This is a genomic window from Sporosarcina sp. P29, from assembly GCF_002743265.1.
Taxonomy (GTDB): Bacteria; Bacillota; Bacilli; order Bacillales_A; family Planococcaceae; genus Sporosarcina.
Window position 1 is genome coordinate 61,125 of the sequence record NZ_PDYX01000003.1, and the last position, 20,452, is coordinate 81,576.

General features: G+C 40.7%; 25 protein-coding genes. 18 read left to right on the forward strand and 7 right to left on the reverse strand.

The genetic code is table 11. The features are described 5' to 3' along the window. The first annotated feature begins 31 nt into the window (after nt 1–31). The 5 genes from CSV68_RS03895 (at nt 32) to CSV68_RS03915 (ending at nt 4,516) form a co-directional block, all read left to right on the forward strand. A complete protein-coding gene (locus CSV68_RS03895; RefSeq protein WP_099661508.1) occupies nt 32–1,909 on the forward strand; it encodes a cytochrome c oxidase subunit I in 1,878 nt (625 codons plus the stop codon). Further along, nucleotides 1,909–2,535 carry a cytochrome c oxidase subunit 3 gene (locus tag CSV68_RS03900; RefSeq protein WP_099633070.1) on the forward strand — a complete coding sequence of 209 codons (627 nt, stop codon included), beginning with the start codon at nt 1,909–1,911 and terminating at the stop codon, nt 2,533–2,535. The genes CSV68_RS03895 and CSV68_RS03900 overlap by 1 nt, the downstream gene beginning before the upstream one ends. Beyond that, complete coding sequence (locus tag CSV68_RS03905; protein WP_099633071.1) at nt 2,535–2,882, forward strand: cytochrome C oxidase subunit IV family protein; 348 nt, start codon at nt 2,535–2,537, stop codon at nt 2,880–2,882. Before CSV68_RS03900 ends, CSV68_RS03905 begins: the two co-directional genes overlap by 1 nt. 223 nt (nt 2,883–3,105) lie before the next feature. Beyond that, nucleotides 3,106–4,029, forward strand: coding sequence for a cytochrome c oxidase assembly factor CtaG (gene ctaG, locus CSV68_RS03910; RefSeq protein ID WP_099633072.1), 924 nt, complete (start codon nt 3,106–3,108; stop codon nt 4,027–4,029). Between the two features lie 25 nt (nt 4,030–4,054). Further along, nucleotides 4,055–4,516, forward strand: a complete 462-nt coding sequence (locus CSV68_RS03915; RefSeq protein WP_099661509.1) for a DUF420 domain-containing protein — start codon at nt 4,055–4,057, stop codon at nt 4,514–4,516. 110 nt (nt 4,517–4,626) lie between these two features. On the opposite strand, the gene ytvI is transcribed toward CSV68_RS03915, so the two are convergent. Further along, entirely contained in the window at nt 4,627–5,682 is a 1,056-nt protein-coding gene (gene ytvI, locus CSV68_RS03920; RefSeq protein WP_099633074.1) for a sporulation integral membrane protein YtvI, read from the reverse strand. 103 nt (nt 5,683–5,785) lie between these two features. Continuing rightward, a complete protein-coding gene (locus tag CSV68_RS03925) occupies nt 5,786–6,145 on the reverse strand; it encodes a YugN family protein (RefSeq protein ID WP_099633075.1) in 360 nt (119 codons plus the stop codon). 332 nt (nt 6,146–6,477) lie between these two features. Between CSV68_RS03925 and CSV68_RS03930 the strand changes: the two genes are divergently transcribed. Continuing rightward, the gene (locus CSV68_RS03930; protein WP_158232982.1) at nt 6,478–7,494 is read left to right on the forward strand and encodes a CAP domain-containing protein; all 1,017 of its coding nucleotides are present in this window, start codon (nt 6,478–6,480) and stop codon (nt 7,492–7,494) included. Here the strand turns inward: CSV68_RS03930 and CSV68_RS03935 are convergent. Further along, nucleotides 7,491–8,222, reverse strand: coding sequence for an amino acid kinase family protein (locus CSV68_RS03935; RefSeq protein WP_099633077.1), 732 nt, complete (start codon nt 8,220–8,222; stop codon nt 7,491–7,493). The genes CSV68_RS03930 and CSV68_RS03935 overlap by 4 nt on opposite strands. Nucleotides 8,223–8,333: 111 nt before the next feature. Between CSV68_RS03935 and CSV68_RS03940 the strand changes: the two genes are divergently transcribed. The 3 genes from CSV68_RS03940 (at nt 8,334) to CSV68_RS17515 (ending at nt 10,442) form a co-directional block, all read left to right on the forward strand. Continuing rightward, the gene (locus tag CSV68_RS03940) at nt 8,334–9,746 is read left to right on the forward strand and encodes a UDP-N-acetylmuramoyl-L-alanyl-D-glutamate--2,6-diaminopimelate ligase (protein ID WP_158233486.1); all 1,413 of its coding nucleotides are present in this window, start codon (nt 8,334–8,336) and stop codon (nt 9,744–9,746) included. A gap of 71 nt (nt 9,747–9,817) precedes the next feature. Continuing rightward, nucleotides 9,818–10,258, forward strand: a complete 441-nt coding sequence (locus CSV68_RS03945) for a YlbF/YmcA family competence regulator (protein WP_099633307.1) — start codon at nt 9,818–9,820, stop codon at nt 10,256–10,258. A gap of 61 nt (nt 10,259–10,319) precedes the next feature. After that, nucleotides 10,320–10,442, forward strand: coding sequence for a hypothetical protein (locus CSV68_RS17515; protein ID WP_255407185.1), 123 nt, complete (start codon nt 10,320–10,322; stop codon nt 10,440–10,442). Here CSV68_RS17515 and CSV68_RS03950 read toward each other — a convergent pair. Continuing rightward, nucleotides 10,416–11,285 (reverse strand): glycerophosphodiester phosphodiesterase, encoded by an 870-nt coding sequence (locus CSV68_RS03950; protein ID WP_099661511.1) that lies wholly within the window; start codon nt 11,283–11,285, stop codon nt 10,416–10,418. The genes CSV68_RS17515 and CSV68_RS03950 overlap by 27 nt on opposite strands. Nucleotides 11,286–11,570: 285 nt before the next feature. On the opposite strand from CSV68_RS03950, the gene CSV68_RS03955 reads away from it, so the two are divergent. After that, a complete protein-coding gene (locus CSV68_RS03955) occupies nt 11,571–11,843 on the forward strand; it encodes a YlbG family protein (RefSeq protein ID WP_029052395.1) in 273 nt (90 codons plus the stop codon). Between the two features lie 14 nt (nt 11,844–11,857). Here CSV68_RS03955 and CSV68_RS03960 read toward each other — a convergent pair whose 3' ends face one another. After that, nucleotides 11,858–12,253 (reverse strand): DUF7147 family protein, encoded by a 396-nt coding sequence (locus CSV68_RS03960; RefSeq protein ID WP_099633080.1) that lies wholly within the window; start codon nt 12,251–12,253, stop codon nt 11,858–11,860. A gap of 71 nt (nt 12,254–12,324) precedes the next feature. Between CSV68_RS03960 and CSV68_RS03965 the strand changes: the two genes are divergently transcribed. The 3 genes from CSV68_RS03965 to coaD are packed head-to-tail and all read left to right on the forward strand — an operon-like array spanning nt 12,325 to nt 14,814. Continuing rightward, nucleotides 12,325–13,767, forward strand: coding sequence for a hypothetical protein (locus tag CSV68_RS03965; protein WP_143560980.1), 1,443 nt, complete (start codon nt 12,325–12,327; stop codon nt 13,765–13,767). Next, nucleotides 13,764–14,318: a 16S rRNA (guanine(966)-N(2))-methyltransferase RsmD gene (gene rsmD / locus CSV68_RS03970; protein WP_099661513.1), complete on the forward strand. Its 555-nt coding sequence runs from the start codon at nt 13,764–13,766 to the stop codon at nt 14,316–14,318. The genes CSV68_RS03965 and rsmD overlap by 4 nt, the downstream gene beginning before the upstream one ends. Before the next feature lie 4 nt (nt 14,319–14,322). After that, a complete protein-coding gene (gene coaD / locus CSV68_RS03975) occupies nt 14,323–14,814 on the forward strand; it encodes a pantetheine-phosphate adenylyltransferase (RefSeq protein WP_099633083.1) in 492 nt (163 codons plus the stop codon). Nucleotides 14,815–15,101: 287 nt separating this feature from the next. Here the strand turns inward: coaD and CSV68_RS03980 are convergent, their stop codons facing one another. Continuing rightward, nucleotides 15,102–15,983: a hypothetical protein gene (locus CSV68_RS03980; RefSeq protein ID WP_143560981.1), complete on the reverse strand. Its 882-nt coding sequence runs from the start codon at nt 15,981–15,983 to the stop codon at nt 15,102–15,104. Between the two features lie 128 nt (nt 15,984–16,111). Between CSV68_RS03980 and CSV68_RS03985 the strand changes: the two genes are divergently transcribed. Continuing rightward, nucleotides 16,112–17,158, forward strand: a complete 1,047-nt coding sequence (locus CSV68_RS03985; RefSeq protein WP_099633085.1) for a SepM family pheromone-processing serine protease — start codon at nt 16,112–16,114, stop codon at nt 17,156–17,158. Between the two features lie 4 nt (nt 17,159–17,162). Here CSV68_RS03985 and CSV68_RS03990 read toward each other — a convergent pair whose 3' ends face one another. Further along, a complete protein-coding gene (locus tag CSV68_RS03990) occupies nt 17,163–18,341 on the reverse strand; it encodes a nucleotidyltransferase (RefSeq protein WP_099661515.1) in 1,179 nt (392 codons plus the stop codon). Nucleotides 18,342–18,467: 126 nt separating this feature from the next. Between CSV68_RS03990 and CSV68_RS03995 the strand changes: the two genes are divergently transcribed. The 4 genes from CSV68_RS03995 to CSV68_RS04010 all read left to right on the forward strand — a co-directional run bounded on the left by CSV68_RS03995 (nt 18,468) and on the right by CSV68_RS04010 (nt 20,418). Then, nucleotides 18,468–18,998 carry a YceD family protein gene (locus tag CSV68_RS03995; RefSeq protein WP_099633087.1) on the forward strand — a complete coding sequence of 177 codons (531 nt, stop codon included), beginning with the start codon at nt 18,468–18,470 and terminating at the stop codon, nt 18,996–18,998. 24 nt (nt 18,999–19,022) lie between these two features. Further along, a complete protein-coding gene (gene rpmF / locus CSV68_RS04000) occupies nt 19,023–19,196 on the forward strand; it encodes a 50S ribosomal protein L32 (protein WP_085133152.1) in 174 nt (57 codons plus the stop codon). A gap of 107 nt (nt 19,197–19,303) precedes the next feature. Further along, nucleotides 19,304–20,065: an enoyl-CoA hydratase/isomerase family protein gene (locus CSV68_RS04005; RefSeq protein WP_233192855.1), complete on the forward strand. Its 762-nt coding sequence runs from the start codon at nt 19,304–19,306 to the stop codon at nt 20,063–20,065. 137 nt (nt 20,066–20,202) lie between these two features. Next, entirely contained in the window at nt 20,203–20,418 is a 216-nt protein-coding gene (locus CSV68_RS04010; protein WP_099633088.1) for an acetyl-CoA carboxylase biotin carboxyl carrier protein subunit, read from the forward strand. Nucleotides 20,419–20,452 lie beyond the last annotated feature (34 nt).

Genomic DNA, 20,452 nt, shown 5'->3' on the forward strand with positions numbered 1-20,452 from the left:
TTCAATCGGAAATTGAATAGGAGGTAACACAGTGAGTTCAGTTGCTCAAAAAAGTGGCTTTGGCGCAACACTATGGGATTGGCTGACAACAGTCGACCATAAGAAGATCGGAATTCTGTATCTCCTTGGGGGATTATTCTTCTTCGTTCTAGGTGGTATTGAAGCGATGATCATTCGTCTTCAGTTGATAACCCCAAACAACGATCTCGTAAGCGCAGGGCTTTTTAATGATTTAATTACAATGCACGGAACGACCATGATTTTCTTGGCAGCAATGCCGATTCTCTTTGGTTTTATGAACGCAATCATGCCGCTTCAAATCGGAGCGCGTGACGTAGCGTTCCCATTCATTAACTCATTAGGTTTTTGGATGTTCGCATTTGGTGGTTTATTCCTTAACATCTCTTGGTTGTTCGGTGAAGTTCCGGATGCTGGATGGACATCTTATGCGTCGTTATCACTTCACTCACCAGGACATGGTGTTGATTTCTATGCAATTGGTTTACAAATCGCGGGTGGCGGTACGTTAATGGCGGGAATTAACTTCCTTGTAACAATCATTAACATGCGTGCTCCGGGAATGACGTATATGCGTATGCCTTTGTTTACATGGACTACGTTTGTTGCGTCAGCGATGATTTTGTTCGCATTCCCTCCGTTGACTGTTGGATTGTTTTTCCTAACGTTTGATCGAATGTTTAGTGGTAACTTCTTTGATCATACGATGGGTGGAAACACGATTATCTGGGAGCATATTTTCTGGATCTTTGGACACCCTGAAGTATATATCTTGATCTTACCTGCATTCGGTATTTTCTCTGAAGTATTCTCTGTATTTGCTCGGAAACGTCTTTTCGGTTACACAGCGATGGTATTCGCAACAGTGTTAATCGGTTTCTTAGGATTTATGGTATGGGCTCACCATATGTTTACAGTTGGTCTTGGACCGACAGCGAACGCAATATTTGCGGTTGCTACAATGGCGATTGCTGTACCTACAGGAGTTAAAATCTTTAACTGGTTGCTGACAATTTGGGGCGGTAGTATTAAGGTTACGACTCCAATGCTTTATGCTTTAGGTTTTATTCCTTCATTCGTAATGGGTGGAGTAACAGGCGTAATGCAAGGGGCAGCACCACTTGATTATCAGTTACACGATTCATATTTCATCGTAGCTCACTTCCACTACGTAATTGTAGGTGGGGTAGTACTGGCTATTTTTGCAGGTCTTCACTACTGGTGGCCGAAAATGTTCGGTACTATGTTGAATGAGTTATTAGGTAAAATTACTTTCGTATTCTTCTTTGTCGGTTTCCACATGACATTCCTAATTCAACACTGGTTAGGTTTCTGGGGAATGCCACGTCGTGTTTGGACATTTATGGATGGACAAGGTTGGAACATTGCGAACTTAGTAAGTACAATCGGTGCTCTATTAATGGCGGTTGGTTTTACAGTAATGGTGATCAACATCATTATGACAACTATTAAAAATGAGCGCGTTGGAAATGATCCTTGGGGTGACGGACGTACACTTGAGTGGGCGATTCCATCTCCACCACCTTTCTATAACTTCCCAGCAACTCCATTAGTTCGTGGTTTAGACACTCTTTGGATTGAGAAGATGGAAGGTAGTAAGGAAATGATTACACCAGCTGAACCTATTACGGACATTCATATGCCGCACGGTTCAATCATCCCAATGTTGATGACTCTTGGATTATTCATTGCTGGATTCGGTGCAATGTTCCACCAAGAAACTTCATGGGGATTAGGAGTATTGATCTTTGGTCTTGCTTTCACATTCGTTGCAATGGCAGTTCGGTCATTGAAAGATGATCTTGGTTATTATGTAACGAAAGAGCAAATCTTGCAGGATCAAGAAAATATTAAAAGGGGGCGTAACTAATGGATTTGAATACAAAATTCACCCCTGAAACGTGGCCTGCTCATCCTGAGAGAGCTACTATGGAAGCAAAGAATAAATTCGTTGGTTTCTGGCTATTCCTTGGCGGAGAGACTATTCTCTTCGCTACGTTGTTCGCAACGTATATGGCTTTGAAAAACAAAGGTCCAAGTGGCTTTGGTTTCACAACGCAAGAATTATATACACTACCGTTAGTATTTGTTATGACAATGCTTCTTTTAACATCTTCACTAACAAGTGTGTACGCAATGTATCATTTGAAGAGTTTCAACTTCAAAAAAATGCAGTTATGGTTAGGTCTAACAGCATTATTAGGACTTGGATTCTTGATGTTAGAAGTGTATGAGTTTTCTCATTACGTTCAAGAAGGATTTACATTCAGTAATAGTGCGTTCAGTTCCGCGTTCTATACACTAGTAGGAACACACGGATTCCACGTTGCGGTTGGTTTAGTATGGATCACATTGTTGATCTTCCGTAACTCAAAGCGTGGATTGAACTTGTATAACGCAACTAAGTATTATACATTTTCACTTTACTGGCACTTCATTGACGTAGTCTGGGTATTCATCTTTACTGTAGTCTACTTGATGGGAGTGGTCGGTTGATGTCAGAAGTTCAAATGATTAAAAGATCTCCTGCTGAACAGTCACTGTCTCAACGTCGTGCAAAAGAAGCAATGCGCAGCCAAGTTGCGATGTTTGCTCTGATGATTTTCTTAACACTTGTATCATTTTCTATGGTGTTTGCTCATCTAAATGACGTTGCTGGTTTCTCAAAATTCTTTATCATTCCAACATTATTCCTCTTTGCAGCTGTACAAGTTGGTCTTCAACTTTACTACTTCATGCATATGAATGAAAAAGGACATGGCATTCCACAAATGTTTATGTTTACAGGTGCAATGTTAGGATTTTTAATCCCACTTACATTTGTAACAATCGTTTGGTGGTAAGCAACAAAAAGAGCTTATGGATTCTTCCATAAGCTCTTTTTCTATTCACTTTTAGATGAAATTGTCAAAGTTCGTACATTGAGTTATGCGATGTATGCTCGTATAATAGGCATAGGAAAGACTTTCGTTAACTTTGTGCTGTGATGGTGAGTGCATTGCGAATATCTCAGCACTACACACAGAATAGATTCAGCGAATTGATTATAAAAGGAGAGTGATTGTTTTGCCGTTAAGTATTTTTGGTTTTAGAGCTTTGTGGAGTCCTTATTTCTTAATAGCCATAGCACTTGGAATCGTTTTATATTATCTCATTACAGTTAAATGGCGTGATCGTTTCGAAGGGTCACAGCCGTTAAAGAAACACCAAGCTGTTTATTTTTTATCTTCCATGGTGTTGCTCTATATTGTCAAAGGTTCTCCAATGGATTTAATTGGTCATATTTTATTTTCCGTCCATATGGCTCAAATGGCTATATTGCTTTTAATCGTAGCACCGTTCTTCATTATCGGCATACCAAACTGGGTATGGGAAAAGCTTCTATCCTTCACGATTTTCAGAAAAGTATTCATGCTATTGACTAAACCGCTCATTAGTTTGTTAGTATTTACATTTATGTTCTCAATGTACCACTATCCACTCATACTGGACCAAGTGAAGTTAAGTTTGCCATTACACACTATTTTCACCATCACGCTTTTCTTCTCTGCTATTTGTCTCTGGTGGCCTGTAGTCAATACGGTAAAAGGACAGCCACAATTACACGGTTTGAAAAAAATCGGTTATGTAATATTGAGCGCTTTGCTCATTACACCTGCCTGTTCTTTAATCATCTTTGTCGACGTACCTGTTTACGAAACATACAGCAGTGGTGAAGCGTGGCTACAAGCGATGGCATTATGTGTGCCAAGTGGAACTCTAGCTGGACTGTCAGGCCTTGGCATCTCGGGACCTGAGCTGTTCACAAATATGCCTACGCTGTACGATCAGCAATTAGGTGGTATCCTGATGAAAGTCATCCAGGAACTCGTTTATGTAGTTATTATCGGTCGCATTTTCTTAAGCTGGTCACAGTATGAAAGAGATAATGCGGAAGAAATTACTAGACAAGATTTACTCAAACGCCAGAACTTGACGATGCATGGCTGATTGAGCGAAAAGGAGTTAGTGTAGGATGGGACTACCACTATTACCGACGATCAGTACATTTTTCATCATCTTATCTGCGATTTTGGTTGCGGTTGGCTGGAATTTGATACGACAAAGAAAGATAGAAGCGCATCAAAAAACGATGATCGCAGCCGCTGTGTCTGCAGTTCTGTTCTTTATTATTTATATCTCTAGAACGGTATTTATAGGCAATACTGCTTTTGGTGGACCTGATGAGTTGAAAATTTATTACACAGTGTTTTTAATATTCCACATCATATTAGCAACGACAGGGGCCGTATTCGGAGTTATTACGATCAATGCAGGCTTGAAGAACAATCTTGCACGCCATCGTAAAATCGGTCCTGTTACAAGTATCATCTGGTTCTTCACGGCCATTACAGGAGTTGCAGTGTACTTGTTGCTGTATGTCTTCTACACAGGCGGAGAGACTACTTCTGTATTTAAAGCAATTCTTGGTATATGATATTTTACGTAAAACAGAAGCTACTCCCAATAGGGCGTGGCTTCTGTTTTTTATCGTTATATGCTATACATACTAAAAAGGATACCTACATCGAGGTATCCCTTTTAGTATTAAATCTTGAAATTCAGTTTAATGATGCCTGCTTCTCTTGCTGTATTAAAGAGTATGACGAGCAATGGTCCAATGAAGAAACCGAGAACGCCGAACAGTTTCAAACCGATGAACATCGCAATCAAAGTAGGTAATGGAGACAAACCGATTTGGGAGCCCATTACTTTTGGTTCAATAGTTCTTCTAATAACCAAGAGGATTACAGCTAATATTGCTAATTTTGTCCCCATTGCGATATCGCCTGAAATATACTGATAGATCGACCAAGGTGCCAAAATAATAATGGAGCCGAGTATCGGAATAATATCTATAATCCAGATGACCAAAGCCATCACTACCGCATACTTGGGAATAATCATTAGTAAACCGATAAAGGAAACGACTAGGATAATTAAACTAACAAGTAATTGAGCTTTGACGAATCCTAATATGACATACCGTAATCTGTTCATCATATAGTGTACTTTCTCTGCCGTAGCTTCTGTTAAATGAAAATAAAAGGTCTTTTTCAGGTTTGGTAATTCCAACATGAACAAAAATAATGCGATCATGAACACAATAAAGCTGACGAGGAAATTTGGAATGTCCGATATTAAGGCCAAAATGCGGTCGTAACTTAAAAGTGTAATGATTGAAATTCGAATGGATTCAATAATTTCATTGAATTCATTCTCCAGCATAGCCAAGATATCCTCAGGCATGCCAACCGTGTACTGAAATAGTTTACTTTGTGTGTTAATCCACACACTTGAGAGGGAGTTTAAATAGTTCGGTATTTCTTTTGTAAAATGAACTATTTTACCAATGAGTGTAGTGACTGTATAGAAAAGGAAAAGTACACTGATTCCAACAAATACAATAAAATTCACAATGACAGAAACTTTACGCTTCCATTTAAACCGTACTTCTACCCATTTTACAAGAGGGTCTAAAAAAAGGGCCGTTAGCAAAGCCAAAATGATGGGAATGGAAACGGGTAAAATATAGAATATAATGACCAATAGTACGATGATACTGAATGCAATCATGATATTTCGTTTTGTAAGCAATTTCAAAAGTGATCGTCCTCCACGTAGATACTGTTTTTATTATAACCAAATTAGTGGAGTAATAGTAGAAAAGCCGAAGAACATTTAGCTCTCCGGCTTTTTCGTATCATTACAAACTATATTGCTTTAACTCGTCATATACTTTCTTTAATGTTAGTTCGCAGTCCTTAACTAAGCTAGCAGGGAAGTCTTCTTCTTCGCCATACTCCACACCGTGTGGGTAGTAGTGCTTTCCTAGAACTGGTTGCTTTAGACGAACTGTAGCTTTTCTACCATCGATGTCGCCTTCTACGAGTTCACCGAAAACGCGCAAGTAGTATGTACCTTCTTTAACAATATACTTCTTGTCGAAAGTTACACGCTCATAATCCCATTGTCCGTCAATTTCAAGATTATTTTTATTCATGATTTCTTCCATTACTCGTAAATCTGCTACAAGGCCTTTAAGACCAATATTTTCAACATACATCTGTATATCCCCCTCTATGTTCGTCCTGACGAATACGTATACTATTATATCATAAAACAAATCGATTTTAGTTGCAATGACAACATTGTGTCAACGCTTTCTTTCCTGGCTAATATAGGTGACTATAGTGTATGTCTTCTGTACAATATAAGAAAGTTGCTGTTTTAGAATAGATGTTCATCTTAAATAAATATTCATTTCAAGATGATTTCTTGCGTTGCGCAATACTATCATAGAAGTAGCATATAAAGAGTGGAAAGGGAGATCACATGTGGAGAGTAGGATGGAAGATTCTTGTTTTGCTTTTGATTGTAATGGGAGTCTTTTATTTCATGACTGATAAAATAAGTGAAAATCTGCCTCTTGAGTCGCCAGTACAACACGGCTCACCGATTGCTGTACCTGAAAAAGGTCCACCGATAGCCGGCGAGGGTATGCCGAGACCAGAAGAAGGCATGTCAGTACATGTCGGGCAGAAAGTTGATGAGTTGGAAGAGGAATTTGGTAAACCGTCTAGGATTGAACCTTCGAGTTTTCAGTACGAATGGTGGGTATATACGGAACAACCGCGTTTTATGGCGGGAGTTTTGAATGGGAAAGTGAACCAAATATATACCGCTGATGGTACAACAGATGTAGCACCGTTTAAAATCGGACAAAATGTACAGGATATTCATCGTTTTACACCGATTGAATCAGAAATTGATGTAACGATTAAAGAAAACATTTATACATTTTCATTAAATAGTGAAGATATTAAAAATCGTATCCTAATACCATATGAGAATTTATTTGTACAATTATATATTGATCAAGAAGATGGTGGAATCGAAGGTGTACGGTTTATCAGTCCAAGTACTTTGGTTAAACATCAGCCTTATGATATGACCTATCTTGGAGAAATGATGGAAGCGCCAAAACCATCATCGACTGTTCAGACAGAAGTAGATCGCGCGATGGAGAGACAAACGTTTGAATTAACCAATCAATTGCGTGAAGAACATCAACTGCCTCTTTTATCATATAACGATAAGCTGGCCACACTTTCAAGAAAGCATAGCCAGGAAATGATATTCCGTAAATATAGTTCTCATGAAGAAGGACCTGTGGAAGTGTTTGCAGATCGTTTAAAAGATGTTGGACTAACTCCAAGCAAAGCAGGTGAAAACATAGCATTTAATTATATCGATGCGATTGAGACCGTGCACGGTTGGTTAAATTCTCCAAAACACCGGGATGTCTTACTGAATCCGAATTTCACGCATACCGGCATTGGTGTTTATAATAAATACTATACTCAGTCTTTTATAGCGCAGAATGAATTAGAAAACTCCATACATGACGACTAAGGAAGAATCCATGTACCTTCCTCATTTGATGCGATGCCTCGTATATGAAGGGGCATCGTTTTTTGCTTTGCATAAACTGCTGCTTTTTCTTGAATAACGGGTCGATTACATTTTAGTAATGGAAGGAATTCATCGAATGTGAGTTGGTCAAACCGTTTATAGTGAGAAGTGGTATGAGGATCTGCTGACATGACACCCGGCACATCTTTAAAAAATTCTACATGACGGGCTTGCAATGCAGAAGCTAATGCAATCGCCGTCAAGTCACTGCCACCTCTACCGAGCGTCATAAACTTCCCATGTATATTCATCCCTTGAAATCCAGGGACAATGATGCATGAGTGAGTTTGAAGCGTATTGACGATATGTGTACTATTAATTTTATCAATCGTTGCATTGCAGAATTCTCCGGATGTTCGAATGCCTGTATTTTGTCCATAGATAATCGTGTTGTCTATACCTTCCGTAGATAATTCTGCAGATAATACGGCTGCAGCGATTAATTCACCGCATGCAGCGGCCAAATCTCTGGCTTCGCCGGATTTTGAGAAGGAGTCCGTAAGGGTTAGCAAATCGTCTGTGGAATAGGCGTCGCCTCCTCTTCCCATTGCAGAGACTACAACGATGACGGCACGGTGTTTCGACAATGCTTGTCGAATATGCTGGATACACTTTGCTCGTTGTTGTTGATTCTGCATGGCAATTCCGCCGAACTTCTGGATAATCATAGGATCCCAACTTTCTTCGTGACATTCTTCTTACGCCTTTCATAGAATACTTTATGCTTCGTTTCATTATATTCTCTGATGAATAAAATGTTCGGGAAGGGGCGAGAGACCTTGCTTTTATCTGAATTACTTAAGGATTGGCCATGCACTATTTTACAGGGCTCAATTCGGCGGACAGTCGATGGAATCACGGAATCTTCAAAGAGGGTCAAGAAAGATTATGTATTTGTGGCAAAGAAAGGCGTTATGGCAGATGGAATGGCATTTATTGAAGAAGCGATAGTAAATGGAGCAAAAACGTTGGTAATCGATCGAGATAACCTAGATCTAACACGTATACCGGCAGAAATTACGGTAGTTCTCATACCCGATAGTTCGCTATTTATATCATATGGAAGCGCGAAATTTTCAGATAATCCTGCCGAAGAATTACTTATTATTGGCGTTACGGGAACAAACGGTAAAACAACAGTTAGTCACTTTATCGGTCAATTATTAAGAGAACTGGGACATAAAACAGCCGTTATAGGAACGACAGGTCTTTATATTGACGGCAAGCTGGCAGAGTCGATACAAAACTCCATGACGACGATTCCGGCTGAACAATTTCATCCTATTTTACGCAGATGTATTAATCAACAGGTGACCCATGTTGTTCTCGAAGCGTCTTCAATTGGATTATCCACTAATCGTTTAGCACACTGCCCGTTAACTGTAGGTGTTTTTTTAAATATTGGAATGGATCACTACGCAGAACATGGAGGTAGACAGCCGTATATCGATGCTAAAAAACTACTAATTCCATTGGCTGATCAGCTTGTGATGAATGAAGATGACGAGACAATTCACGCGATAGGGGAGGAGTTATCTGAAACACCTATTTATTTCAGTAGACGACATATTAATGGCAAGCTACAACAACAGGTACTACTCCCAAATCTAGGTCATCATAACGAAATGAATGCAAGAGCAGCTATAGCGGCTCTTACGGCACTTGGCTATTCATTACGCGTGATAAAAGCTCACTTGCATGCGTTACGACTACCGATTGGACGTTTGGAGAAATATGAAGAGGCGGGAGTTGAAGTGTATGTAGACTATGCACACACACCGGATGCATTGCAAGCGGTGTTGGAAGCTTTGTCTGAGTCCTCCAAACGGTTGACTACTGTATTTGGATGTGGAGGGGAAAGAGACCGTGAGAAGCGTCCACAAATGGGTGCAGTAGCCGCTCATTACAGTTCACATGTGATATTAACATCAGATAATCCGAGAACAGAAGAGCCATCCCAAATTATTGTGGACATTTTGGCAGGCATGGTGGGATTTGCAACACCTGTCGAAATCTTCGTCAATCGTCACCAGGCAATTCGTTATGCCATTACACAAGCGCAGCCAGGCGAGATTGTGCTCATAGCAGGAAAAGGGCATGAACAAATACAACAAATAGAGAATCAGACGATGCACTTTTGTGATATGGAAGAAGTGAAGAAATCATTTAGTTATAGAAATGCTAAAAACTAAAAATGTTAATGAATAGTCGAGGAAGCAGTTTTTTGTTATGATAGGTATGATAGGAGGTGCGGCAATTGGTAATGATGACAGATGAGTGGATGCGAGTCATCGATATGGCGGAAGAACTTTCCGAGATGCTGCTGTGTTCTGAAGTGGTGAAAACCTATCAAGACGCACATGACCGTGTATATTCAAACGCTGATCTGCGAAAAAAGATCATTGATTTTACTAAAATGAAAGAACAATATGAGGACGTGCAGCGCTTTGGGCGCTATCATCCAGATTATAAAGTAATTATGAAGGAAATTCGTCTTCAAAAGCGTGAACTAGATTTACAAGATGAAGTGGCTGCGTTACGCCTGGCTGAAAACGACGTACAGGATTTGTTGGATGAAATAGGTATCCTAATTGGTCAGTCCGTTTCAGAAGCTGTGAAAGTACCAGCTGGCGACGGGACTTTCTCTAACAGTTCTTGTGGCGGCGGTTGTGGATCAGGCGGCAGCTGTTCTTGTTCAGCATAAATCATTTCATAAGAATGAGTAACCCCCTGCAGAAAAATCTGCAGGGGGTTACTTTTTTAAAATGATAGTAGAGAAAGAAGAAGGGAAAATGAATCGACGTTTCGGAGAGAAGTTTGCCTCACGCGCTAACGACGAGTCATCTAGTCACTTTGTATATCTAATTTTCATTGAAGAACGTCAATAAGTGTTGTGGGTGACTTGTTATAAAACCGTCCACATCCAATTTGGCTAGTTTCGGAAGTTCGTCCGTCTCATTCAACTCATAAAATACCTTGATATTGAGATCTTGCAAAAAGCGAACAAATCCTTCTGAAGCCAGTGGGAATACACCGAGTTTTTCGGGTAGGCAGAATAGGTCTGCGTTCGGCCGGTACAGATGACCGAATTTGCTCGTGTAAGCGACGTATGCTTTTTTTATTTCTTCGCTACCGGCACCTAATGCAACCGAATTTTGCGCATATAGATTAAACCGATCAATTTGTTCATCGAATAGGCTAGTTACTACCACGCGTTCAGTAGCATCCATTTCTTTTAGTAATCGCCATAGTTTGGAAGGAATTAAACTTCCTTCATACGTTGTAGGACAATCACTCATAGAAACGACAAGTAATAGTTGAGGAAACTTTTCTAACAGTTCACGTAAAGACACAACAGATAGATCTCCATGCAGAGTATCAAAATTTTTAGCGTTATTATATTCGGTAAGGAGTTCATCTACTGTATAGTCGGCGATTTCATTGGAAAGCAAAAGTTCTTGGTTGGGCACTAAAAGAATTTCTTCATCTTTCGTAAGTTGTACATCGACCGCGAATCCGTGAACACCTAAATCAGCTATTTTCGTATAAGCGGTAAGTGGGTCAACTTCTGCATCAAGGCACAGTTGCGCGTTAATTAAAATAGCTACTTCTGAAAAATTTAGCGCTATCTTTTCAGCGCGAGGTTCTTGTTTTGCTATCACTTTTGAAGCCGCCCAAGCAGCTACACTGGCAGCCCCCACAGTTAATGCGACGTTTGTTTTCCTTCCCAATTTAAAACCTCCTCCATCTTATAGTAAGTTCTCACTTTTTTGTTTAGCCGATGTTTATACTTCAACTGAACAGAAAATACTTGTATCCAGTCATCTTGTAAAAGAAAAGATCGAGTGGATTCAGATAAATGTCTTATTAAGTGTAACCTATTCCAGAGAAGGTGTGCAAACAAAGATTGAGGATCGGCCAGATATCACATATGTCCACGCAAACATTTCGTATGCAAGGTTGCAGGACTTTTCTCACCTATGGTATTGTATGGAGTAAGAAAGAGGGGGAGAATCATGATTGATCGACAAGGAATAATTGTCTATCTCCATCATTTAAAACAAGCAAAATCATTGCGCAAATTTGGGCATGTTCATTATATTTCAAAGCGAATGAAATACGTTGTGCTTTACTGTGATATGGAAGACGTGGAAACAACAATCACTAAGTTGGAGCGTTTATCGGCTGTACGGAAAGTATTGCCCTCACAGCGTCCCTTTGTCAGCACAATATATGAAAATGCAAAGCCAGATAAAGCAAAAGAATATGATTATAAAACAGGCTTGTAACTTGCTGCCGCCTATTAATTAAGCGGCGGCAACAAGTGATTTAAACGTAAGATACCAGTAATGTATTGGTAAAACAGCTCGTTCTCAGCGAATTCGGAGGAATGTTTTATTTCCACTCTGACGGGCTTTTTATTCAATGACTCTGCATGCTCAACAAACAAGTCATAACGTTTTGATGGTTTCTCTGCAGAATACCGAATTCCTTCTCTGCAAATATAGATTGGCATGAAGTGATTATTTTCAGTTGCAGGAGTAAGAGAAACGGCTAATGACAATTGTTCATTAGAATTGTGTTTGGATGAAAAAACATAGGACTTATGAATTCGGTGGGAGTTTGTAGACATTATTTCGAGTAATTCGTAGATGTCACTATAGCCTTCCCCTAGTTCGATAAAACGTTGTTGGATCATAATCAAGCGCTTCCTTTCAGGCGATTAGTAATGGTTCGTGTCCATCATACCATGTGATGAGGTGTTGTACGTTGAAAGTTATTATAAGGATACTGTTTCTTTTGGCGGCAGTAAACGGTGGACTCGTTTATTTGCATTATAGCCAATCGGTCAATGCAAATGGGGAAGGCACGAATTCAGGTACGTATCGTCAGGAAATCGAGGTCATCAACCGGGCGGATGGATTGTACATTCGTCACCACTTTTATAACTTATCCGAAGGTAGATACGAGATTATCTGGCCGGAAGGAAGCGTAGAGCGCGGATGCGAAGTAGAGGGTTCCTCTTCATGTGCTCGTCTGAATGATTCTAGTGTGGCGTTTGAAGTAGGTGAACGTCATCAACAATCTATTGCTTATAAATTGCCGAAAAAAACACCCCTTACCGGGCGTAAACTATTTAAGAAGCCATTTGTGTTTCTTCAGAATGCAAAACCATTAACTACAGTTCTTCACGTGACTGATGAGCAAGGTATTGGTGGCATGTGGGTGACGGGGTTGGAACGTGTAGGAAAAGCAAATAAAGAGCGGATTACCTATCGTTTATACCGTGGTGTAGGATTTGTAAATGAGCTGTATTGGCAACCGCAAGATATCCCAATTGCCTACTCTTCAAACAAGCTGACAATTTACGGTGAAGGTATCGACAAAAAGTATAATGAACGACTAGTGAAAATGCTGGAATCCATCGGTGGAAGTCATGTAAGTGTAGTGTTAGCTTCAGATAATCAGCCGCTGTATGCCGAGCGCTTTATTGTGGAGAAAACGAACAATATGTCGCAAGTAAGTAAACAAGTAGCCAGAATGAGTGTCCAGTCACGTTTTATTTTACAAGCGGACGAGCCGTCTATGAGTAGCATGATTGCATCTATTCTTGGAGACGAGCCTGTAGGAACAAAAGCGGAACAGGCAGCGTTTAGTCGATTGAAAGAATCTATCTCAGCAGAGCAGTATCAACAATTCCGTCAAAATGTCCAGAAGAAAATAGGTAAAGATCTTACATCATCGGATTTGGATCAGTCGTTATCCACGATACTAGCGTTTGACACTCAGTATTTTAAAATGACGATGAAAGAGCAACGGTATAACTATCCATTCCTGTTACTTGATCCACGCAGTGTATTGCTTGACGGAGAAAAAGTTCCAGAAGTGAAAGTCATCGTACAGGACGGTAAAAATTTTTACCCCGCAAAAGAGTTATTGACGAAGATGGGCTATTCGATACGTTCAAACGAGCAGTCGATTTATATCGACAGTCCAAATCGCACGTATCGTTTTTCTAAAGTACAACCTTTCTACATTATGAATAATCGCAAATATGATTATACGGAAAAGCCCTATACGTCCATCAATAAAAAGTTATACTTTGATGAAAATTGGTTACGACGAATCTTTTTAGTGTTAATTGATAAGTCGGATGAAACCATTTCTATCGAACAAATTGAAAAGTTGATAAAGGAGATGGAAGAAGAGTGAGAGTCATTTCCGGTTCGAGAAAAGGTACGACTCTGAAATCCTTGCCAGGCACCTCTACACGACCGACATCAGACAAAGTGAAAGAGTCTGTTTTCAACAAAATCGGCCCTTATTTCGATGGAGGGATTGTTGTCGAGTTATTTGGCGGCAGTGGCTCCATTGCGATTGAGGCGTTATCAAGAGGAATGGAACAGGCAATTGTATTTGAAAAGAATCCTAAAGCGTGCGCTATTATTAAAACAAATGCAGAAAAGTGCCGAATGGAAGAATCTCTGCGGATTGAAAAAAAAGATGCCCGACAGGCTGCTGCAATTCTTAAGCAGAAAGAAATCTCTATTGATCTGCTATTTATAGATCCCCCCTATGCAACGGTCGAATACTATGATGTGATTAAAGACGTAATAGCACAAGGATTATTGGCAGAAGATGCGACCATCATTTGTGAACATGATAAGCACATAGACTTGCCCGAACAGTACGATACATATAGTCAAATCAGTTCTGCCGTTTATGGAAGTACGGCTATTACGATTTACAAGAAAAGAGGCTAACAGCATGACGCAAATTGCAATCGTACCAGGGAGTTTCGATCCGGTGACGAATGGACATTTAGATATCATAGAACGAGCAGCAAAAACATTTCAGGAAGTACATGTTGCTGTAATGAATAACTCTTCTAAAAAACCGTTATTTACAGTGGAGGAGCGCATTGCGCTTATTCATGAAGCTACATCAAAGTATGACAATGTCAAGATCGATACATCTTCAGGACTGTTGATAGATTACGCACAAGAAATTAATGCATCTGTTATCGTTCGTGGCTTACGTGCAATTTCAGATTTTGAGTATGAAATGCAAATCACGTCGATGAACCGAGTACTGGATGAAAGTATTGAAACGTTCTTCGTAATGACAAAGAGTCAATATTCTTTCCTCAGCTCAAGTATTGTCAAAGAAGTGGCACGCTACGGAGGAGATGTCTCCACGCTTGTACCGCCACATGTCAATGTAGCATTAAAGGGGAAGTTCGAAAAGTATGGAAAGTAAATAATAAAAGGATGTCCTTTAAGGGCATCCTTTTTTATGTGGAATGAAGTGTACATACGAATAATTTTCCAAGTGTGAGTTAACAGTGAGTACGAAAAGATAGAAGCTCTAGTTAGCGACGTCTTCCCGGGGAGAAATCTAGAGCCTCCTCGTCCGCTAACTGCAAAGATGTGCTCCTACTGCTCCTACCGCTCCGCTTTCGCTATCTGTGGGGTCTTAAGGATACTCTGATTCCCAAGCGGTCGCTGCCAACTTCCGCTACTTGCTATCTCCGCATGTTCACTACTTCAATAAATCCAAATGAACAGCACAGGCACCAGCAACGTGTTCCAGACCCTTGCAATCACATAGGGGAGTATTCGTATGCCAGCGCTCTTGGCGATCGTCATGACCTGCATATGGATGCTCATACCGTTGATCGAAAGAATTGCCGCGATGAGCATCGGATACATCGCATCTTCGGCAAAATGTTCGGTAGCAGACTGGACGCCCGAAGTCATTTCAAACAGAGCGAGTAATAACGTTTTTGTCACTCCCATATCCACTGTGATGACGGAAGATATAGAATGCGATAACACATTGCCGAGAGAAGAGAAGAAAATCACTGTGGTGGCCACTAACAATATGACGGATGAACTGTCTTTAATAGAGCGAAGCAATGGAGATGTTTTATGTTGTATAGGGATGATCGGCGTAGTCGTCTGCTGATATCGGCTTCCCACAAGTGACATGGTCAGTACGAAAAATACGATATTAGCTAGATGGATGGCAATCAACAATTTCCAACCACTTGAAGTGCTGCCGAATAATTCGTTACCAACAAAGCCTATAATGAACATAGGTCCTGGTGCGTGACAGGATGCTACAAGTAAACTACTTTCAGCTGCAGAGATCTCACCATTTTTTTTCATTTCACTAACCGTCACGGCACCTACTGGAAAGCCTCCAAACGAACCAAGGACATAAGCTTTTATGTAACGACTCCATTGACTAGTGCCTTGCCTACTAGGCATCTTCAATAACCACTGAGTTAAAATGATATAGGGTAGCAAATAGGGAAGTAACGCATGCGTGAATAATTGGGCACCCGAAACGGCTCCTTCATGTGCGACATCGGGTTGTAAAATAAATAAAATAATCAGCGCCCAGATGAAGAGTATATTACTCATAGTTCGGTACGGCAGGTTTGTGAATTCATAAGCATCTGTCGCACTCCTTCCTAATTTTTGAAATAGATTAAAATCTACCGTAATATATATGTAGTATTCGTACAGGCTATTAATGGAGGTGAACATTTATGAAAATGCGTAAATGGGGGATAGCAGCGTTAATCCTCGTGGTGGTAGCTGTTTTAGCACTTTATCCGTTAGATATGTATATTTCTCGACCAGGCGGAGCCTATGACCTGGCACCACTCGTAGAAGTAGTTGGCGGAGATACGGATGACGTGGGAACATTTAGTTTGATGACAATTGCAATTGGCAAGGCAACCCCTGTAACGTATGCTTGGTCAAAGTTTTCTAATAAAATGAAGTTATTGCCGGCTACGCAAGTGAGAAGGCATGGCGAAAGTGATGAAGAGTATGGAGTGCGTCAGAAAAAATTGATGACGGATTCTAAAACACATGCCATATCGGTAGCGTTTGAGAAGGCAGGATTGCCAATCGACAGAAAATTCGCGGGCGTCTTTGTAGCGGGTGTTCTACCGGTAGGTGCGTCAGCAGGAAAGCTTGAAGTGGGGGATATCATTCAATCGATTGATCAATTACAGCTCGCCTCAACAGAAGCGTTTATGCAAGAAATCAGTGATATGTCTGAAGGTCAGAAAGTTCATTTGCAAGTAGAACGGGGACAACAGAAATTGGATGTTCCAGTAGAATTAAAGGAACTTCCCGAGACGGATGGTCGAGTAGGCCTTGGGATAGAGTTTGAAGAGCAAGTCAAATTGGAAACAAAACCAAAAGTAAATATCCGTACAGAAGAAATCGGAGGGCCTTCAGCAGGATTGATGTTCACGTTGGAATTGATGAATCGTCTGGTGGATGTCGATTTAACGAAAGGGTATACGATCGCAGGGACTGGCGAGATGCTCGAAGATGGTTCAGTGGGGCGGATTGGTGGAATAGATTTTAAAGTCATGGCAGCTGATCGTCAAGATATCGAAATATTTTTCGCGCCTGATGATGAATTACCAGAAGAAGTGAAAAAGAAGAATCCGCAGCTTCGCTCAAATTATGAAGAAGCCAAAGAAACTGCGGATAAAATTGGTACGAAAATGAAAGTAGTCCCAGTAAAAACGATTGATGATGCATTAAGTTATTTGGAAAAGCTAGAAGAAAAGTAAGTTATCACAGCAAAATGGGCGGTGTTTTAAAATCGAGACCTGGCTCTCTTTGAATACCACACATATATATGTCTGTACTTTTAATATCCATCAGGAGTGATGGGTCTTTGTGAGAACCAGCTCGACTTATAAGCGGCAAAGTCACTTCTTTTTTCACTGTGCGCAAATAACTTCTTCCGTTTACAGACAAACCTAGTAGCCGTAAATAAGACGGACTGGTAATTTGTGCGCGGGTCGATTTTCGATAACCAGTCAACACATGTACTAACATTCGTTGTATTCGTGTCCATGTGTAACGTTTGGATTTGACGGCTTGCATGAATTCTTGGAAAGTGGCGTGTTCTTTTGCAGCGCGCCATAAAGAAAACTCAATACCTTCCGTGATATCTGCAATGGAAGCCAACTGTTCAGGCCCTTCGCGAAGAATCACGAACCGAAGAAATGGGTAGAGATGATCCCAGCTTTGATGAGGCTGTTGATGAAGTAATTTAAAGGAAGATGAAGGCATGAAAGATTGTACGTGTTCGACATCTGTCGCGAACAATTCTTTGCGTATTCCTGTTGCGCTGGCAATAGAATCTTCGGGTAACGCTTCATCATGATAATGTGTGCCTTTTCGCTCGAGCGTAACAGCCATCATGTTCGACTGAATTTCTCTTATGGCTTTCATATAATGAAAACCTAGGATGTTATTCGGTTCGGATAAATCAGCGAGTGGTTCATCAGTAGAGCGTGAAATTTCTTCATAAGCAATTCGCATTGCGTTCGGATAACTGATACCTTCTTGCATGGAACTCTTTATTGTTTTTTCATAAAGTTCATTATGTGTATTCATTGTGTCCAAACTATTCATAAATGACGAGATGTGGCCTTCTTCACTGCCAAAGCAAATATACTCGCATTGAAGGGCATCCAGGATTTGTATGGCCCCTTTCGCAAATTGAGGTGCATGGGCTGTGGAAAAAGCATAAGGTAACTCGATGACGAGGTCTGCACCACTCGCGAGGGCCATGCGCGTTCGTGTCCATTTATCGACAATCGCAGGTTCACCACGCTGAAGAAAATGCCCACTCATCACCGCGATGATGACATCTGCGCCCGTGAGCCTTTTTGCTTCATTGAGATGGAACAAATGGCCGTTATGGAAAGGATTATATTCGACGACAATACCAGTAGCAATCAATGAAATCCTCCTCTGTACTTGCGTATAATGAATTATACCGTTAAACTTATTAAGGTGACAAGAAAATATCTTGACATCCCATATTTAAAATACTATAATCAACATTGTTGTCTTGAGGTGATAGACATGAAATGGTCCATTCATCAATTACGGAAACATAGGCAAGGCCCGCTACTGTTTGACGAAGCAGTGAATTTGGATTCCGTGAAAAATCGGAATGAAGAAATTAGGGCAATTCAGCCTGTTCGAGTAAGTGGAACATGTACAATTGGTGAGAAAAAGTTAACATGCCGGCTTAAGTTAGAAGGTTCAATGACTTTGCCTTGTGCACGTACGTGGGAAGACGTCGATTATCCATTCTCCATTGAAACGGTTGAGCAATTCAGCTGGGACGAGGGGACACTTCAGACGGATGATGAAATTCATCCGGTTGATGGGGAAATAATTGATTTTACTCCTGTATTGGAAGAACTGATTTTGCTTGAAATCCCGATGCAAGTATTCTGTGAAAATGCAGATGAGATGCAGCAGGTGGAAGGCAAAGGTTGGTCCTATACAACCGATGAAGAATTGGAAGCGCAACGACAAGAAGCAGGAGAAAAAGTGGATCCTCGCTTAGCGGGATTGGCTAATTTTTTTGAAACCGATAAAGAGTAAACCCTTATAAGGAGGTGCCCCCCAATGGCAGTACCAAAGAGAAGAACTTCTAAAACGAAGAAAAATATGCGTCGAACTCATTTCAAAATCGAAGCGCCAGGTATGACTACTTGTAACAACTGTGGCGAAATGAAATTGGCACACCACGTTTGCAAATCATGCGGACACTACAAAGGAAAAGACGTTGTAGGCGAATAATTTAGATTCTACACAACGAATGTAAGACTACCTTGAGACCATGGCTCAAGGTAGTCTTTTTTGTTTTGTACAAAAATGGTATGCTAAATGAAAAAGGGGGAATTTTTTTGTCTTATTCTATAAAGATTGATCAATCAATAGCTTATTTTACAATTAATCGTCCTGCAATGCGAAACGCGGTAAATTATGATGTCATGAAAGGGCTTGAATCCTTTCTAGATAAAATCGAGGATGATCCTGAAGTTTCTTTCGCTGTCATTACAGGAGAAGGTGACTTGGCATTTTGTTCAGGCGGTGATCTTAGTGATTTTCACGGCTTTCAGACCTCGGAGGATGCATTCCCGATGCTGAGCAGGGGGGCTAGTATTTTATATCGAATCGCGACATTGCCGATGCCGACAATAGCGCTAGTAAATGGTGCAGCGGTTGGTGGCGGCTGTGAACTGGCAACGGCTTGTGATTATCGTTTGGTTGCATCGCATGCAAGAGCTGGATTCATTCAAGGTACGCTAGCAATTACGGCTGGTTGGGGAGGAGCCACACTGTTATTCGAGAAAAACGGCCCACATGACCGTTTACTGCAGTTTACAAGCATAGCGAGCATTCATTCACCTGAACAATTACTAGAGCTTGGCTGGGCAACTGAAGTGTATGAAGGGGATACACAAGCAGCGCTAGATCAATTTCTGGCTCCTCAGCTAAAAGTACATAGAAATGTACACCGTGCGTATAAATCGATCGCCACTAGGAAATGGAAAGCAAACGGGCTGGAGCACGCTATGCAAGAAGAGGCGCGTGTCTGCTCCGTTCTTTGGGAAAGTGACGCGCATCACGAAGCGGTTCAAAGATTTTTAACGAAAAGTAAGTAAACTTCCAGTCCCGACAGGCATACACTGTCGGGACTGTTTAAAATTTACTTGTAAACGGTTTCATGAATAAGATACACTAGTTAGTAAAGATAGTATTTTCAGCAAGTGTCAGCACTTAGAATAGAAGGAGTGATAGTATGCAAGAAGTAAAAGCAACTATGGCAGGGACAATCTTTCAGATTGAAGTGAAAGAAGGAGATACAGTGACGAAGGGACAAGTTGTCGTCATTTTAGAATCCATGAAGATGGAAATTCCACTAGAAGCTGAAGTGGATGGAACAGTGAGTAAGATCCACGGCACAGAAGGCGATTTTGTAGATGAAGATGAAGTGTTAGTTACCATTCAATCGTAACGAAAGGTGGGAAGTTCCTTGACTAATGAAACAA

Bases quoted from the DNA above. Each gene is read 5' to 3' on its own strand.
- CSV68_RS03900 (WP_099633070.1), top strand. From the start codon at position 1,909: ATGGATTTGAATACAAAATTCACCCCTGAAACGTGGCCTGCTCATCCT.
- CSV68_RS03905 (WP_099633071.1), top strand. From the start codon at position 2,535: ATGTCAGAAGTTCAAATGATTAAAAGATCTCCTGCTGAACAGTCACTG.
- CSV68_RS03915 (WP_099661509.1), top strand. From the start codon at position 4,055: ATGGGACTACCACTATTACCGACGATCAGTACATTTTTCATCATCTTA.
- CSV68_RS03925 (WP_099633075.1), bottom strand. From the start codon at position 6,145: ATGTATGTTGAAAATATTGGTCTTAAAGGCCTTGTAGCAGATTTACGA.
- CSV68_RS03930 (WP_158232982.1), top strand. From the start codon at position 6,478: ATGACTGATAAAATAAGTGAAAATCTGCCTCTTGAGTCGCCAGTACAA.
- CSV68_RS03935 (WP_099633077.1), bottom strand. From the start codon at position 8,222: ATGATTATCCAGAAGTTCGGCGGAATTGCCATGCAGAATCAACAACAA.
- CSV68_RS03945 (WP_099633307.1), top strand. From the start codon at position 9,818: ATGATGACAGATGAGTGGATGCGAGTCATCGATATGGCGGAAGAACTT.
- CSV68_RS17515 (WP_255407185.1), top strand. From the start codon at position 10,320: ATGATAGTAGAGAAAGAAGAAGGGAAAATGAATCGACGTTTCGGAGAG.
- CSV68_RS03955 (WP_029052395.1), top strand. From the start codon at position 11,571: ATGATTGATCGACAAGGAATAATTGTCTATCTCCATCATTTAAAACAA.
- CSV68_RS03960 (WP_099633080.1), bottom strand. From the start codon at position 12,253: ATGATCCAACAACGTTTTATCGAACTAGGGGAAGGCTATAGTGACATC.
- coaD (WP_099633083.1), top strand. From the start codon at position 14,323: ATGACGCAAATTGCAATCGTACCAGGGAGTTTCGATCCGGTGACGAAT.
- CSV68_RS03980 (WP_143560981.1), bottom strand. From the start codon at position 15,983: ATGAGTAATATACTCTTCATCTGGGCGCTGATTATTTTATTTATTTTA.
- CSV68_RS03985 (WP_099633085.1), top strand. From the start codon at position 16,112: ATGAAAATGCGTAAATGGGGGATAGCAGCGTTAATCCTCGTGGTGGTA.
- CSV68_RS03995 (WP_099633087.1), top strand. From the start codon at position 18,468: ATGAAATGGTCCATTCATCAATTACGGAAACATAGGCAAGGCCCGCTA.
- rpmF (WP_085133152.1), top strand. From the start codon at position 19,023: ATGGCAGTACCAAAGAGAAGAACTTCTAAAACGAAGAAAAATATGCGT.
- CSV68_RS04010 (WP_099633088.1), top strand. From the start codon at position 20,203: ATGCAAGAAGTAAAAGCAACTATGGCAGGGACAATCTTTCAGATTGAA.